This is a genomic window from Natrinema limicola JCM 13563, from assembly GCF_000337475.1.
Lineage (GTDB): Archaea > Halobacteriota > Halobacteria > Halobacteriales > Natrialbaceae > Natrinema > Natrinema limicola.
In genome coordinates this window covers 155,613-169,652 of the sequence record NZ_AOIT01000029.1, presented here as the reverse complement: position 1 = coordinate 169,652, position 14,040 = coordinate 155,613, and the positions used below count along the sequence as shown (strand labels likewise).

Below are 14,040 nucleotides of genomic sequence, written 5' to 3'. Positions count from 1 at the left end.
AATTAGGGTTTCAAGACGACTTTGCCCGAACTCTTCCGGTCCTCGATGTACTGGTGGGCGTCGGCGGCGTCGTCGAGCGCGAACGACTCGCCAAGCACGACCTCGAGCTCGCCGCTTGCGAGTCCCTCGGTGAGGTCGGGCACTGCCTGCATGACACGGCTCGGGTCGTGGGCCGCGGCCTGTCCGAGGTGGAACCCTTTGACGGTCTTGTTCTCAAAGAGCAGCCGGCGGTTACTGACTTCGGCGGGGACGCCGCTGGCGACGCCGTAGGTGACCATCCGGCCGAAGTGGGCCATCGCGTCGAGGCTGCGTTCGAAGACGTCGTCGCCGACGCTCTCTAAGACGAGGTCGACGCCCTCACCGTCGGTTTCCGCCTCGATGACCTCGCGGAAGTCAGTCTCGGTGTAGTTGATCGGGTGATCGCAGCCCAGCTCGGCCGCGAGCTCGAGTTTCTCCTGGGAGCTTGCAGTGCCGAAAACCTCCGCGCCGGCGTTCGACGCCAGCTGAACCGCAGCCGTCCCGACCCCGCCCGCGGCGGCCTGGATCAGCACTGACTCGCCTTCCTCGAGCCCGCCCCACGCGAACAGACAGCTGTGGGCGGTGAGAAACTGGATCGGGAAGCCGGCGGCTTCCTCGAGGCTCATCGCCTCCGGAACCGGAAAGAGCATCTCGGTGGTCGCGACGACGGACTCGGCGTAACCGCCGGTTTCGACCATCGCGACGACGCGGTCACCCTCCGAGACGTCCTCGACGCCGTCACCGACTGCGTCGACCCGGCCTGCGGCTTCCATTCCCGGGCGGTAGGGCGGCTCGGGACCGCCGGGATAGTGGCCGCGACGCTGCATGATATCCGCGAAGTTGATCCCCGCCGCTTCGACGGCGATGCGGACCTCGCCCGGTCCCGGGTCCGGTTGCTCGGTGTCGATAACCTCGAGTCGATCGCTGTCGCCGTATTCGGGTACCTCGATCGCCTTCATACTACACCTGCGGGCGACAGGCGGATAAATCTCTGAGAACCGGCGGAAACGACCGGGCAGTTGTGGGAGTCGATCTCGTCACGACGGCCCAGTGTGTCATCCGAGCGGATCCTCGCGTTCGCCGTGATGTAGCCGGACGTGGTGTCATCGGATACGAACCGAGACGCTATAGCTGGTCGATGACCTCGTCGGCGAACGTCGACAGCGCCGCCGCTCGGTCCTCGTTCTGAATGCCGATAATGGCGTGATCGAGACTCAGTTCCTCGAGCCGACCGAAGTAGTCGCGGAACCACTCGACGCCAGCCCGGAAGCCCAGATGCAGCGGTTCGGGCTCGGCCGTTCGGTCGTCGGCCAACTCGACGCGAACCGCGATCGCGAACGGTTTCTCGCCGGCGCGGTCGCGCCAGTCGTGGAGGTAGCTCTCGAGCGTCCGCTCGGGCAGGTGATAGAATAGCCACCCGTCGCCGTGCTCGGCGATCCACTCCTTGGACTGGCGGGCGTGGCCGGTCGGGAGCAGCGGAATCGTCTCCGTCGTCGGTTCCGGCACGACGTCGAGGTCGCCCTCGAGGGTTCCCCACTGGCCCTCGAGATCGGGAAAGTCCTCGCGCCAGACCGTCCGGATGGCGTCGACGGACTCGCGAAACAGCTGCCCGCGGTCGTCGGGATCGACGTCAAAGGCGGGATACTCGGGGTCGCGGTCGCCGGAGGCGATCCCGAGGACGAGCCGCCCGTCCGAGAGCTGGTCGACCGTCGCCGCGGATTTGGCAACGTGGAGCGGATGGCGAAGCGTGAGGACGACACTCGAGGTGCCGAGCGCGATCTCATCAGTGTGGGCCGCGACGTGTGAGAGCCACGGCCAGGTGTCGAACGTCTGGCCGGCGTCGCCGAACTTCGGCCAGTAGGTCGGGACGTCCCGCGCCCAGAGGCCGTCGAAGCCGACCGCTTCGGCGTGTTCGGCGAGTCGCAGTTCGGCGTCGATGTTCGGTTGCGAGCGGTTCGTGCCCGTCAGCGGGAAGCCGGCACCGAAGGTCAACCCATCGTGGTCGAATAGGCGTCGGTAGCCAGCGTTTGCGTGTCCTCCGGGGTGCATTCGCTCGTGCTATCGGGCGAAGCGGTATGACGATGGCGTTGTCCGGCGGCCGTTGCTGGACGGCGACGGTCACAGCTATAGTAACACCTGAAACGATTCACACACCGATCGCACAGTCATCGTGCGATCGGGTGTGCAGTGACTTTCAGTGGCTACTATAGTCCACCACTCACGCGCTACTGACCGCGTTGCCACTCGAGCGACGCGAAAAAGGTGAAAATTCGAGTCGACAGCCGAGTTGTCAGTCGAGTCGATCAGTCGTCGGCGGGTGCAGCGCCGGAGCCGTCCTGAGCCTGCTCTTTGGTCCAGGAGAGCTTGCCGCCGGCTGCGAGGATTGCGCGCTCGCGCTCGGAGGCGTCGAGCGTCGCCGTGTACTCCTCGTCGTTGACGCGGACGGTGAACTCTTCCTGACCGGAGGTGACGGCGTCGTAGACGTCGTCGACGATTTCGACGTCGTCGCCCTGCTCGATGTTCTCGTAGGTGTCCTCGTCGATCGTCAGCGGGACGATCCCGAAGTTGAAGAGGTTCGCACGGTGGATGCGTGCGAAGCTCTGTGCAAGGACGCCCTCGATACCGAGGTACATCGGGCACATGGCGGCGTGCTCACGCGAGGAGCCCTGACCGTAGTTTTCGCCGGCGACGAGGAAGCCGCCGTCGGCGTCAGCGGCGCGCTGGGCGAAGGTCTCGTCGACACGCGAGAGAGTGAACTCCGAGAGCTTGTCGATGTTCGACCGGTACATCAGGATGTCCTGCGTTGCAGGGATGATGTGGTCGGTCGTGATGTTGTCCTCCATCTTGAGGAGGGCTTCGCCCTCGATGTCCGACCCCAGCTGGTCTTTCAGCGGGACGTCGCCGATGTTCGGGCCCTTGACGAGCTCGTCGTCGGGAGCCTCGTCGGGTGTGATGAGGTCGGTCTTCGAGCCGTCGTACTCGTCGGGCAGCTCGATACCGGGTGCCTCGAGGTCGCCGAGTTCGTCGGCGAGGTCGCGCGGGTCGATGATCTCGCCTTTGATCGCCGCGGCGGCAGCGACCTCCGGCGAACAGAGGAAAACGTTGTCGTCTTCGATCCCCGAGCGGCCCTCGAAGTTGCGGTTGAACGTCCGCAGCGAGACCGAATCGGAGGCGGGGACGTGGCCGATGCCGATACAGGCACCACACGTCGCTTCCGAGAAGTTGACGCCGGCGGCCATCATCTCCGCGACCCAGCCCTCACGGGCGAGCATCTCGGAGGCCTGCTTGGAACCGGGCGCGACGATCATCTCGGTCGTCGGGTTGACCTCGCGGTCCTCGAGCATCTTCGCGGCCGGGAGAACGTCCTCGTAGCCGCCGTTCGTACAGGAGCCGACGATGACCTGCTCGACGGACTCGCCAGCGACCTCGCTGACGGGGACGACCTTGTCCGGCATCGAGGGCTGGGCGATCAGCGGCTCGAGGTCGGAGAGGTCGACGACGATCTCGTCGTCGTACTCGGCGTCGTCGTCGGGCTGGAGTTCGACGTACTCGTCGCCGCGGTTGAGACGCTCGAGGTAGTCTTTGGTCTGCTCGTCGGTCGGGAAGATCGACGTGGTCGCACCGAGCTCGGTGCCCATGTTGGTGATGGTCATCCGCTCGGGTGCGGTGAGCGACTCGACACCGGGGCCGGTGTACTCGAGAATCTTGCCGACGCCGCCCTTGACGGTCAGCCGTCGCAGGAGCTCGAGGATGACGTCTTTCGCGGTGGCCCACTCGGGGAGTTCGCCCTCGAGGCGGACGTTGACGACTTCGGGCATCTCGATGTAGTAGGGAGCGCCACCCATGGCGACGGTGACGTCGATCCCGCCAGCACCGATGGCGAGTTCGCCGAGACCACCGGGCGTTGGCGTGTGGCTGTCCGAGCCCAGCAGGGTCTTGCCGGGGGCCGCGAAGTTTTCGCGGTGGACGTTGTGACAGATGCCGTTACCGGGGCGAGAGAAATACGCGCCGTAGGTACCGGCTGCAGAGCGGAGGAAACGGTGGTCGTCAGTGTTCTTAAAGTCGAACTGATAGGTCTGGTGGTCACAATACTGTGCGGCGATTTCGGTCTGGACCTCGTCCAGCCCCATTGCTTCGAACTGGAGCCAGACCATGGTCCCGGTCGTGTCCTGTGTGAGAACCTGGTCGATCTCGATACCGATCTCCTCGCCGGTCTCGAGTTCGCCCTCGACGAGGTGGTCGTCGAGAATCTTCTCGGTGAGCGTCTGTCCCATAGCACACCGAAATGGGCCGTCTATCATGATAAAACCAGCGTGTTTCTACGAAGCGTAACCGTCATGAGAGTATCTCAATTGGTAGTCTGAACGTATCTCGTGTGCTACGTGTACGTCCACCAGCGGTTTGGTCAGCCTCGGGACTAGTGGGTCGTCACGCCTGCCGTTGCGGGTCGAACCGATCGCGGTTCTCTGGTTCGACTCGCACGTCGACGCGTGACGGAGTACTAGCGTGTCAGGTGGTACCGACTCCTCGAGAGGTCGCGAACGGACATGCTTTTCTCGTCGCCGCGGCGTTAGCACAGGTATGTTCCGTTCCGGTGCCTTCGTCGCTGACCACGTCTCGCCGACGACCGACGCGCAGATTCAGCCCAACGGCGTGGACCTCACTGCCGATGTCGTCTTCGAGCAGCTGGAACCGGGTCGCATCGGCACGGACGATAAAGAGATCGGCGACCGCGTTGCCCGCCCCCTTGAGGAACTCAAGGAGGCCGACCCCGACACCTACTACCTGCCGAAAGGAGCCTACGTGGTCCGCTACGGCGAGCGGATCGCGATCCCCGAGGGCCACGTCGGCTTCGTCTACCCACGGTCGTCGCTCATGCGCAACTCCTGTATGCTCAACACGGCGGTGTGGGACGCCGGCTACGAGGGCCGCGGCGAAGGGCTATTGCAGGTCCACCACGACATCGAACTCGAGCGCGGTGCCAGAATTGCCCAACTCGTCTTCGCCGAGGCCGGCCACGAAGACGTCTACAACGGCAGTTACCAGGGCGAGAACCTCGAGTGACCGGCGACTGGCGCTGACCGACGTCATCCCCTGGCCTACCGGTTCGCATACCGTTTTGGCGGTTCCCGACCTACGAGCGAGCGAGCCCCGATGATGGCGACCACCCACGCGTTTACCGGCCTCGTGATCGTCGCGCCGCTCGCTTACGCCCTCCCCGAGTTCGCGACCGCGCTCGCCGTCGGCGCGATCCTCGGCGGTATCGCTCCCGATTTCGATCTCGTCTTCGCTCATCGACGAACGCTGCACTTTCCCGTGACCGGGCTCGCCGTCGCCGTTCCCGCGGTTGCTGTCGCAGCGAGTACCCCCTCGAGCCTGACCGTCGCGGTCGCCGCGTTTGCCGTTACGGCCTGGCTCCACGCCGCAAGCGACGCGATCGGTGGCGGCCTAGAGATGGACCCCTGGAACGACCGTACCGAGCGAGCCGTCTACGATCACGTCCGCAGCCGGTGGATTCGTCCGCGGCGCTGGATCCGCTACGACGGCGCACCGGAAGACGCCGCGGTCGCCGTCGCGCTCGCGATCCCAGCGCTGGTCGTCTTCGACGGCTGGCTCACACCCGTCATCGCCGGCGGCGTGGCCATCTCGCTGTGCTATGCGCTGGTTCGGCGGCGACTCGTCGCGTGGACGCCCGACTGGCTCGAGTGACCGGCCGCGGAAGGATCGATCAGGTGCGACGACTGTCTCGCGAGCCGAAGTCGGAACGCTGATACGCGCGCTCGCCGAGCGGCCCAATATGGTCGACGAGCTTGCCGCCAGAACGACACACTTGGTTTTTGCCGCCCTCTGGGCCGGCAGCGTCTGTTTCGTCGCCGCCGTCGTCTTGCCGCTGGCACGCGACGGCGCGTTCAACACGACCCGCCCGCTCGAGGTCATCTCGAGCCGGCTCACCACCGTCTCGCGAGTGAGTTCGCTTGTCCTGTTTCTCTCTGGAAGCCACCTGGCAGGGACCACCTACAACGTCGAGAGTCTCTTCGGCTCGGTCAACGGGTGGCTGGTGCTCGCGATGGTCGCACTTTGGCTGGTCCTGACGGCACTCGTCGAGATCGCAGCGAAGCGATTCGAGGCCGGCCTCACCGGAAAGAAGATCCGCGAACCGGCACGCGAGGCGCTGCCGATGTTCTGGGCTGCTGCCGTCGCCGCCGTCGGACTACTGGTCGTCGCGGGGCTGCTCTCGGCTAACGTCGCACGGCTGCTGTAGTATTCGCGGCACTGACACTTGTATACGGACGTTCTTACGAAAGATACTTAGTCAGTTACTGTAAGATACTGGCTAATGATCAGGGGTAAAGAGATGGTCTTCTCGCTTCTCGCGGTGGGAACGGCCGCCGTGGCCGGCTACGTCCTCCGTTCCGAGCGCTCACGGACCGCCGCGTCGCGATCGAAGGCCGACCTCGGTGCCCGTCTCGTCAGCCCGGCTGACGTGCCAACCGACGCGACGGTCGTCGACGCGTCCGCACGACGGCTCGGCGAAATCCCCGGTGCGCGACGCGCACTGGATCGGGCAGTCCGCAACGGCGCGCGCGACGAATGGGAACACATCACGCTCGAGCGCGACGGTGCCTGGTCGGTCGTCGACCGGATTCGCGAGTCGCTACCCTACTACGAGTCCGAGACCGACTCCTACAACGGCGTCTACGTCAGGTACAACGACCGCATCGTCGTCCTCGATGCGATCGGCTGGGCCCGGCTCGAGGAACCGCTTCAGTAACCGACGCCGACACGCTTAGGGTATCTTTTCCGACAGTCGTCGATCGTCACGCACCGATACACCGTTTCTGAAACCGCCGACCCCTACCCCGGCGGCCGCCACCGAATCGCAACCACTACCACCGCGGCCACCCGACGCCTATCCATGCAACTGGGCCTGATCGGACTCGGACGGATGGGACAGATCGTTGTCGACCGAACCCTTGCGGCGGGCCACGAAGTCGTCGCCTTCGACCTCGATGACGACGCCGTCGCGACGGCGGCCGACGCCGGTGCCGACCCCGCTAACTCGCTTACAGACTTCGTCGATCAGCTCGGGTCGGACAAACGGATCTGGCTGATGGTTCCCGCCGGCGAGGCAGTCGACGTCACGCTCGAGGAGCTCGAATCCCATCTCGACGCGGACGACGTCGTCGTCGACGGTGGGAACTCCTACTTCGAGGATTCGGTGCGCCGCGCCGAGTCCTGTCCTGCAGCGTATCTCGACTGTGGCACCTCCGGTGGCCCCGCCGGTGCCGAACTCGGCTTCTCGCTGATGGTCGGCGGTCCCCAGTGGGCTTACGACGAACTCGAGCCGATCTTTGACGCCGTCGCGACCGGCCCTGACGGCCACGAGCGAATGGGCCCCTCGGGATCGGGTCACTACGTCAAGATGGTCCACAACGGCGTCGAATACGCCCTGATGCAGGCCTACGGCGAGGGTTTCGAGTTGCTCCACGAGGGCCGGTTCGATCTCGACCTCGAGAACGTCGCCTCCGTCTGGAACAACGGCGCGGTGATCCGGTCGTGGCTGCTCGAACTCTGTGAGGAGGCCTTCCGCGAGGAGGGTACCGATCTCGGAACGGTGGCCGACCGCGTCGAGGGTGGCTCGACCGGCACTTGGACCGTCCAGGAAGGCCTCGAGCAGGAAGTGCCCCTGCCGCTGATCTACACGGCGCTGTCCGAACGGTTCGGGTCTCGGGCCGACGACGGCCGGTTCTCGCGACGGCTCGCGAACCGCCTCCGCTATGGCTTCGGCCGTCACGAGGTTCCACGCCGAGAGTAATCGCAACGGGCCCGCCATGCATTGGCTGGTGTGTCTCGATTCAGGTGGATACTGTCGGCCGACGGGTTGACGATTACGCTCGTCGACGGAGTACTCGAGGCCGGAACTGTCGCAGAAAGGGGAACCGTTATGTCTCCGCTGTGGCTAGAGCCGCTCGAGGGCGCGTAGCTCAGTGGACAGAGTCCTTGGTTCCGGACCAAGATGTCGGGGGTTCAAATCCCTCCGCGCCCGTGCAGCGAGGAACGCAGTGACGAGCGAACCGGCACGGGGGGATTTGAACCAGAGAACGGCGACGAATGAGCCGTTCGCGTGGTTCAAATCCCTCTCGCGTCAGTCGGTTGAGAGTTCTTTTCCAACGCTCTCGAGAGTGACACCACGTACGTCGAAGCTGCAGGGATACTACTGGTTTCCCCGAACGCTTATTTTCACATAATCAGACATATTCACACCATGGCCGAATGTGCACGGTGTAGTGCGTTCACCGACAATCCTGCAGAGGGGGACTATCCATACTGCAATGACTGTCATAGTTATTTTGAAAACATTCGAGAAAGCGGCATAATCGTACAACAAATGCCCGACTCTGAAGGGTACCGAATCTACGTGACTGCCAATAAGGGACGAAATCAGGGTGGAACGGAGAAAACACAAGTCGATGCACTTGCGCGCGGGAAGCACTTAGCCGACAAATATGGCCTCGAGGCACTGTTCGAGTACCAGCGAAGCGGCTCACGATGGGTTCTCGAAGAATATCTGCAAGAACATCCCGAGATTAGACAGGACGTCCGAGAGCGACTGCGTCGCACGCCGGAGAAGACAGACGGTGGATTCGTGAAACGACTTCGAAACCTGTTCTGAAATCCGCCTCGACGACCGGCAGTGACCGATCGCGAGCGACGGTCAGGGCCGACATCGACAGAGACACACCACCGTTGCAAGTGAAGCTGCCGAACATGGGAAGGGGGTGGCCGCCGGTCGTCGCTGCCTCGAGCCGACAGCCCCAACGAAACGCCGTGAGCGGCCGACGACTGGAACAAACGCGGGTACGCCCAACCGAGCCGTGTAATCGATCTGCCACAATATGTCAGCGCTTTAGACGAAACCGTGGACTGTTCACTCTAGCACTCCCACTAGACTAGTCTTCACATGAAATAGTGGTGTGTGTGAGTTCACTTGCATCAGATGAACAAGTGGCTTTAAGTAGTGTATGTTGCTTGGTACGGATATGCCTCGGTTCGAGCGGAAGCAGAATATCTTCCGGAACAAGGACGCCCTCGGGGAGTCGTACCAGCCCGAACGGATCGAAGAGCGCGACGACGAGATCGAGGCGTATATGGACGCGCTCCAGCCGATTATCGACGGCTGGGAGCCGAACAATATCTTTCTCTATGGGAATACGGGGGTCGGCAAGACCGCCGTCACGGACTACCTCCTCGATGTCCTCCAAGAAGACGTCACCAGATACGATGACGTCGACCTCTCCGTGCTCAGCGTCAACTGCAAGACGCTCAACTCGTCGTATCAGGTCGCTGTCGAACTGGTCAACACGCTCCGACCCGCAGGTGCCGAGATCAGCACGACTGGCTACCCCCAACAGACCGTGTTCAAGAAACTCTACAGCGAACTCGAGGCACTCGGCGGCACGGTCGTCATCGTCCTCGACGAAATCGACTCGATCGGCGACCGCGACGAACTGCTGTACGAACTCCCGCGGGCGCGCTCGAACGGTTATCTCGAGGCGACGAAGGTCGGGCTCATCGGCATCAGTAACGACTTCAAGTTCCGCGAACAGCTCGATCCCCGCGTCCAGGACACGCTCTGTGAGCGCGAACTCCAGTTTCCACCCTACGAGGCGTCCGAACTCACGAACATCCTCGAGTCACGAGCCGAGGTCGCGATCGCAGACGACAGCTGTGACGACGGCGTCTTGAATCTCTGTGCAGCGCTCGCCGCCCGCGACAGCGGGAGCGCCCGACAGGCACTGGATCTTCTCCGGCTGGCCGGGGAAGTCGCGGAGAACAACGACGACGAGGAGATTCAGGAGCGCCACGTCGATCAGGCACGCTCGAAACTCGAGCAGGAACGCGTCGAAGAGGGAATGCGGGAACTGACGACCCACGGTCGGCTCGCCCTGCTGGCGGTGGTCTCGAAAGCCGCCAAAGAGTCGACGCCCTGCCGGACGCGAGAGCTCTATCAAGAGTACGAGGCGCTGTGTGAGTCAGCAGGCACCGACTCGCTTGCCCAGCGGTCGGTCCACAATCACCTCTCCGATCTCCGGATGCTCGGGATCCTCTCGGCGAAGGAAAACCGCAGCGGCTCTCGCGGCAACTACTACAGTTACGAACTCGACGTGCCCTTTACGAGTGCCGTCGACGCGATGGCTGACGTGCTCTATCTCGATGCGGAAATCGAGACGATCCGTGACATCGCCCGGATGAACGACATCGTTTGAGGTCGCCGAGTCGGTGGTGGACAGATTGTGCCTCCCCCACCACCCTTGCGAGTGAACGGCGGTCGGTCCGACGCGAGTCGTGATGAGACGACGCTGGCGCTCCGTTTCACTTGCACCGGCGGTGTCTCACGGACTTCGTTGATAGCGATTCCGTCGGCGGGCCGGTCGATCCCGCCCCGAGTCGGCACGTGTTCACGTGCAAGAGTGGTGTCCGTGGGGTTAGATCCGGATCGATAGACCGGAAGTGTCGTTTGTTCACATGAAACGGTGGTGTCTGTCTGGCCAGTTCACTTGGAGCGATAGTGTACTGATGGACGCATCGGCGACGAGAGACCGAGGGCGGTCGGATCAGGCATGCCGTCTCGGACCGAACGCGGTTCCCACTCGCTTTATACTTCGTCGACTCAATGACAGCAGTATTGACTGTCAAGATGTGTGGGGGAAAACGTAACATCGCAATGCGGTTTTTTGGCGGCGCAGGGAACTACACGGCCGTCCTCGAGCAACTCTGCAAATTCGTCCTCACCGAGACCCCGACCGAAGCGGCGGTTCTCGAGTGGTGTCAATCGAACACGCGAGCGACGAGTGAAAACGGCATTCGACGTCGCCTGACCTTTCTCGATGGGATTGATCTCCTCGACATCGAGGCAGGTCAGGTTCGGCTCACACAGCGTGGCATGGCATGGCTTTCGGAGACGGATCCGGCAGTGTTCTACGACCTGCTTTCGAGCAACGTCCGCGGCTTCGAGACGATACTCGAGGCACTGCTCGATGGCCCGAAAACGGACGCCGAGTTGGGAGACGCGATCGCAACCGCCCACCCCGAAGTCGACTGGACCGACGCCACCGGCCCCGCCCAACACCGAGGCTGGTTGCAGAGTCTCGGCTACGTTGAGCGATCCGACGGCGTGAACTCGTTGACGGACAGCGGCCGGAAACTGGCTCGGCAGCAGACATCGACGTATCCGGGCCTCGAGCGCGGCGAGTCGTATACACAGACCGATCTCGAGGACGCCTTCGGCACCAGCTTTGGCTCGTACATCAAGGGGATCAACCCGCGAACGACCGACGAAGGTGAGTTGTCGTACATCATTATCAAAGCTCGCGAAGACGGTCCGTACAGCGACGAACTCGACGGCGAGCGGTTCACATATATCGGCGAGGGCGTGCCTGAGAAGGGCGACCAGCAGGCGACCGGTGCCAACAAGGCGCTCCTCGAGCAAACCGAGCGCTCGACCGTTCCGGTGTACTTCTTTTATCAACCGGCGGACAGCGACGAACTCCGGTACGAAGGACTAGTCGATGTCATCGCCGCGGAGTACGTTTCCCAGGACGGACGGATGGTCTATCAGTTCACGATGGAACGCCTCGAGATCGACCCGGCACAGTTCGAGGCGCTTTCGGAGTCAGTCGCTGCGGACATCGAAGACGACGAGCCCGATTTGACTGCCGACGAAGACGAGTTCACTGAAGTCCAGCGTCGGGTTCGCTCGAGTGCGTTCCCGAAAACGGTCACGGCTGCCTACGACGCCCGGTGTGCCATCTGTGGGAACTCGCGCGAATCGCCGGACGGGACGATCGATATTGAGGCCGCACACATCTACCCGAAGCATGAGAACGGCCGCGACACAGTTCGAAACGGTCTCGCCCTCTGTCGACTCCACCACTGGGCGTTCGACACCGGCTGGCTCGCGGTGTCCGACGACTACCGGATCCTGGTCGCCGACCGGCCCGACCTCGAGGGCTACGAGGAGTTCGCGCCGCTCGAGAACGAGCCGCTTACGCTGCCGGCGGATGAAGAGCAGCGGCCGCACGCAAAATTCTTCGCCGCACATCGGGACCGCCACGGGTTCGAATCGCCGTAACTGGCCGAACGCGCTTGCAGCCAGCGAGCCTCAGACGGGCTCTCGAAGCGCCCAGACGTCCTCGAGTGGCTCGAGCCGGTGTGGCTCCGCTCCGCGGTCGGTCAAAATCCCGGTATGGTACAGCATCGCCTTCAGCTGGAACACCGTCGGTGAGTGGTAGACAGTGCCATCCTCGAGCGCCGAGCGCCGAAGGTCGCCGCCGTCGGTCAGCACTCGGCTTCGAACCGCGTCGTCGCCCTTCATGAACAGTTCGACCGTAAAGGTCGGATGCAGTGCGTGCAAATACTCGACCGTGTCGACCAGCGACGGCTCCGTGATTCCGTCCTCGAGCATCGTCTGCAACTCAGAGACCAGCAGTTCAGTTGCGGGATAGGCAAAGACAACCCGTCGAGCCAGCCGTCCCCACGCCGGCGCGAGGTCGACGAATCGTTTGGATGACCGGTACCAGCCTTCGAACTCCGCAAGTGCTGCTTCGACGGTCCCAGAGCGTGCTTTCGCAAAGCGGACGACCTCTTCGCCGAGCGAGGTCAGCTCGACGCCCTCCACACCGACGCGGTCCTCGATCAACCCCAGAAACGCGGCCCCGCGTCGGGCTGCCGTGACGGCACTCACGACCTTGTACTCCGAAAGCAGGGTCTCGGTTTCCCCGGCCGCGTAGTGTGCCAGCGGATAGCCGAGGTAGTTTTTCGGATGGTTCAACCCGAACGACGCGTCCGCGACCCCCTGGACGCTGGCCTGAAATCGCAGCGCCGTTGCCTCGCTCGTCGTTCGATTGCCGACGACGCGGGGCACCTCAAGTGCCTCGACTGTCCCCGCTGTATCCACACCGAGCACGCCGACGTTCAACTCCCGTGCGAGCGTCCGATCGGTCTCGGAGATCGCAGCCGCTGGCGCGGCGAGGTAGGCCGCGTTCGCCTCGTGGAGTCGGTCGTACGCTTGGACGATCCCGCGTTGGGTGTCGACGCCGCCGCTCGCGTGGCCTTTCGCCTCGATGGCGATCAATGGTGGGTCGTCGCCGAGCCGGTCGACGGCCAGCAGGTCGGACTCGAGGGTTCGCACGCCGACGAGATCCGGGTAGCCGCCGCCGATCCGGACGTGATTGAACGGAGCCAGCCGCTCTCGGATGGCGGGATCGACCGGCTGCCCGGGCAGCCACTCTGCCGTCGCAAACTGGGTGTCGGCCACCGCGTACGCGGTCGACTCGTCCTCGTTCGGGAAGAGTCGCCGTTTCGTGTGGGCCAACACCTGTGGTTCCGTCAGCGGCCCAGCCGCGCTACTCATGGGTCGTCATTGGCCAGCGCGTTCATTATTGTTCTGACACCGCCTCGAGAAGACTGACACGCGGCCCGTGTTCGATCTGGGATGTCCCTGCTCGGTCCGTATCGGAGTAGCCTTTGTGTCTCGAGTGCGTCCCGGCAGCTATGAGCGAGGCGATCCTCGTCTACGACGACGACTGTGGCTTCTGTACGTGGTGGGCCGAGTTCTTCGCGGCGCGGTCGAACCTCCGTCTCGTCGGCTTTCGCGACCTCACAGACGAGTTGCGCGAGCGCCTGCCCGACGACTACGAGGAGTGTGCACATCTGGTAACCGACGACGAAGTCTCCTCCTGTGGGGCCGCGGTCGACGAAGCGCTCCTCCGCGCTGACATCGGCGGACCCGTCGACGACGTCGTCACGTTCCTCCAGCAGTTCGACGACTACGAGCAGTACCGCGAGCGCGCCTATCGGTGGATCGCGAACAACCGCGATCGGTTGGGGACGTATCTCTCGACGACGCCACCGACACGTCGAGAATCCAGCGACAGTTAAGCGCGTCGCTCGGCGACGCTGCGCGGTGACTCGTCCCGAAACTGTGCCGCTCGAGTGACTGTCGTCGAACAGCCGCTCGGT

Annotated in this window: 13 protein-coding genes and 1 tRNA gene; 10 read left to right on the top strand and 4 right to left on the bottom strand. The window is 63.5% G+C overall.

Going from position 1 to position 14,040, the window contains the following annotated elements:
- Positions 1 to 2 precede the first annotated feature (2 nt).
- From C476_RS06905 to C476_RS06895, 3 genes are all read right to left on the bottom strand, one after another.
- Positions 3 to 977 (bottom strand): quinone oxidoreductase family protein, encoded by a 975-nt coding sequence (locus C476_RS06905; RefSeq protein WP_008011272.1) that lies wholly within the window; start codon positions 975 to 977, stop codon positions 3 to 5.
- A 166-nt stretch (positions 978 to 1,143) separates the two neighbouring features.
- The gene (locus C476_RS06900) at positions 1,144 to 2,067 is read right to left on the bottom strand and encodes an LLM class oxidoreductase (protein ID WP_008011270.1); all 924 of its coding nucleotides are present in this window, start codon (positions 2,065 to 2,067) and stop codon (positions 1,144 to 1,146) included.
- Between the two features lie 254 nt (positions 2,068 to 2,321).
- On the bottom strand, positions 2,322 to 4,292 hold the full coding sequence (locus C476_RS06895; protein WP_008011268.1) for an aconitate hydratase: 1,971 nt from the start codon (positions 4,290 to 4,292) through the stop codon (positions 2,322 to 2,324).
- Positions 4,293 to 4,599: 307 nt separating this feature from the next.
- Here C476_RS06895 and C476_RS06890 point away from each other — a divergent pair, with 307 nt between their 5' ends.
- From C476_RS06890 to C476_RS06850, 9 genes are all read left to right on the top strand, one after another.
- Positions 4,600 to 5,082: a deoxyuridine 5'-triphosphate nucleotidohydrolase gene (locus C476_RS06890; protein WP_008011265.1), complete on the top strand. Its 483-nt coding sequence runs from the start codon at positions 4,600 to 4,602 to the stop codon at positions 5,080 to 5,082.
- A gap of 90 nt (positions 5,083 to 5,172) precedes the next feature.
- Positions 5,173 to 5,727, top strand: coding sequence for a hypothetical protein (locus C476_RS06885; RefSeq protein WP_049911632.1), 555 nt, complete (start codon positions 5,173 to 5,175; stop codon positions 5,725 to 5,727).
- Between the two features lie 88 nt (positions 5,728 to 5,815).
- On the top strand, positions 5,816 to 6,280 hold the full coding sequence (locus C476_RS06880) for a hypothetical protein (RefSeq protein WP_049911642.1): 465 nt from the start codon (positions 5,816 to 5,818) through the stop codon (positions 6,278 to 6,280).
- Between the two features lie 75 nt (positions 6,281 to 6,355).
- Positions 6,356 to 6,790 carry a hypothetical protein gene (locus tag C476_RS06875; RefSeq protein WP_049911631.1) on the top strand — a complete coding sequence of 145 codons (435 nt, stop codon included), beginning with the start codon at positions 6,356 to 6,358 and terminating at the stop codon, positions 6,788 to 6,790.
- A 144-nt stretch (positions 6,791 to 6,934) separates the two neighbouring features.
- The gene (gene gnd, locus C476_RS06870; protein ID WP_008011261.1) at positions 6,935 to 7,834 is read left to right on the top strand and encodes a phosphogluconate dehydrogenase (NAD(+)-dependent, decarboxylating); all 900 of its coding nucleotides are present in this window, start codon (positions 6,935 to 6,937) and stop codon (positions 7,832 to 7,834) included.
- A 158-nt stretch (positions 7,835 to 7,992) separates the two neighbouring features.
- Positions 7,993 to 8,065, top strand: a tRNA-Arg gene (locus tag C476_RS06865).
- Between the two features lie 342 nt (positions 8,066 to 8,407).
- The gene (locus C476_RS06860) at positions 8,408 to 8,692 is read left to right on the top strand and encodes a hypothetical protein (RefSeq protein WP_008011260.1); all 285 of its coding nucleotides are present in this window, start codon (positions 8,408 to 8,410) and stop codon (positions 8,690 to 8,692) included.
- A gap of 367 nt (positions 8,693 to 9,059) precedes the next feature.
- A complete protein-coding gene (locus C476_RS06855) occupies positions 9,060 to 10,286 on the top strand; it encodes an orc1/cdc6 family replication initiation protein (protein WP_008011258.1) in 1,227 nt (408 codons plus the stop codon).
- Between the two features lie 431 nt (positions 10,287 to 10,717).
- Positions 10,718 to 12,151 carry an HNH endonuclease gene (locus C476_RS06850; RefSeq protein ID WP_049911630.1) on the top strand — a complete coding sequence of 478 codons (1,434 nt, stop codon included), beginning with the start codon at positions 10,718 to 10,720 and terminating at the stop codon, positions 12,149 to 12,151.
- A 30-nt stretch (positions 12,152 to 12,181) separates the two neighbouring features.
- Here C476_RS06850 and C476_RS06845 read toward each other — a convergent pair whose 3' ends face one another.
- Positions 12,182 to 13,432: a hypothetical protein gene (locus C476_RS06845; RefSeq protein WP_008011253.1), complete on the bottom strand. Its 1,251-nt coding sequence runs from the start codon at positions 13,430 to 13,432 to the stop codon at positions 12,182 to 12,184.
- A gap of 140 nt (positions 13,433 to 13,572) precedes the next feature.
- Here C476_RS06845 and C476_RS06840 point away from each other — a divergent pair, with 140 nt between their 5' ends.
- Positions 13,573 to 13,959 carry a DCC1-like thiol-disulfide oxidoreductase family protein gene (locus C476_RS06840; RefSeq protein WP_008011251.1) on the top strand — a complete coding sequence of 129 codons (387 nt, stop codon included), beginning with the start codon at positions 13,573 to 13,575 and terminating at the stop codon, positions 13,957 to 13,959.
- Positions 13,960 to 14,040: the final 81 nt, after the last annotated feature.

Excerpts from the sequence above, each read along its gene's own strand:
- C476_RS06900 (WP_008011270.1), bottom strand. The coding sequence starts at position 2,067 with ATGCACCCCGGAGGACACGCAAACGCTGGCTACCGACGCCTATTCGAC.
- C476_RS06840 (WP_008011251.1), top strand. The coding sequence starts at position 13,573 with ATGAGCGAGGCGATCCTCGTCTACGACGACGACTGTGGCTTCTGTACG.
- C476_RS06860 (WP_008011260.1), top strand. The coding sequence starts at position 8,408 with ATGCCCGACTCTGAAGGGTACCGAATCTACGTGACTGCCAATAAGGGA.
- C476_RS06845 (WP_008011253.1), bottom strand. The coding sequence starts at position 13,432 with ATGAGTAGCGCGGCTGGGCCGCTGACGGAACCACAGGTGTTGGCCCAC.
- C476_RS06850 (WP_049911630.1), top strand. The coding sequence starts at position 10,718 with ATGTGTGGGGGAAAACGTAACATCGCAATGCGGTTTTTTGGCGGCGCA.
- C476_RS06905 (WP_008011272.1), bottom strand. The coding sequence starts at position 977 with ATGAAGGCGATCGAGGTACCCGAATACGGCGACAGCGATCGACTCGAG.
- C476_RS06890 (WP_008011265.1), top strand. The coding sequence starts at position 4,600 with ATGTTCCGTTCCGGTGCCTTCGTCGCTGACCACGTCTCGCCGACGACC.
- C476_RS06875 (WP_049911631.1), top strand. The coding sequence starts at position 6,356 with ATGATCAGGGGTAAAGAGATGGTCTTCTCGCTTCTCGCGGTGGGAACG.
- gnd (WP_008011261.1), top strand. The coding sequence starts at position 6,935 with ATGCAACTGGGCCTGATCGGACTCGGACGGATGGGACAGATCGTTGTC.
- C476_RS06895 (WP_008011268.1), bottom strand. The coding sequence starts at position 4,292 with ATGGGACAGACGCTCACCGAGAAGATTCTCGACGACCACCTCGTCGAG.
- C476_RS06880 (WP_049911642.1), top strand. The coding sequence starts at position 5,816 with ATGGTCGACGAGCTTGCCGCCAGAACGACACACTTGGTTTTTGCCGCC.
- C476_RS06885 (WP_049911632.1), top strand. The coding sequence starts at position 5,173 with ATGATGGCGACCACCCACGCGTTTACCGGCCTCGTGATCGTCGCGCCG.
- C476_RS06855 (WP_008011258.1), top strand. The coding sequence starts at position 9,060 with ATGCCTCGGTTCGAGCGGAAGCAGAATATCTTCCGGAACAAGGACGCC.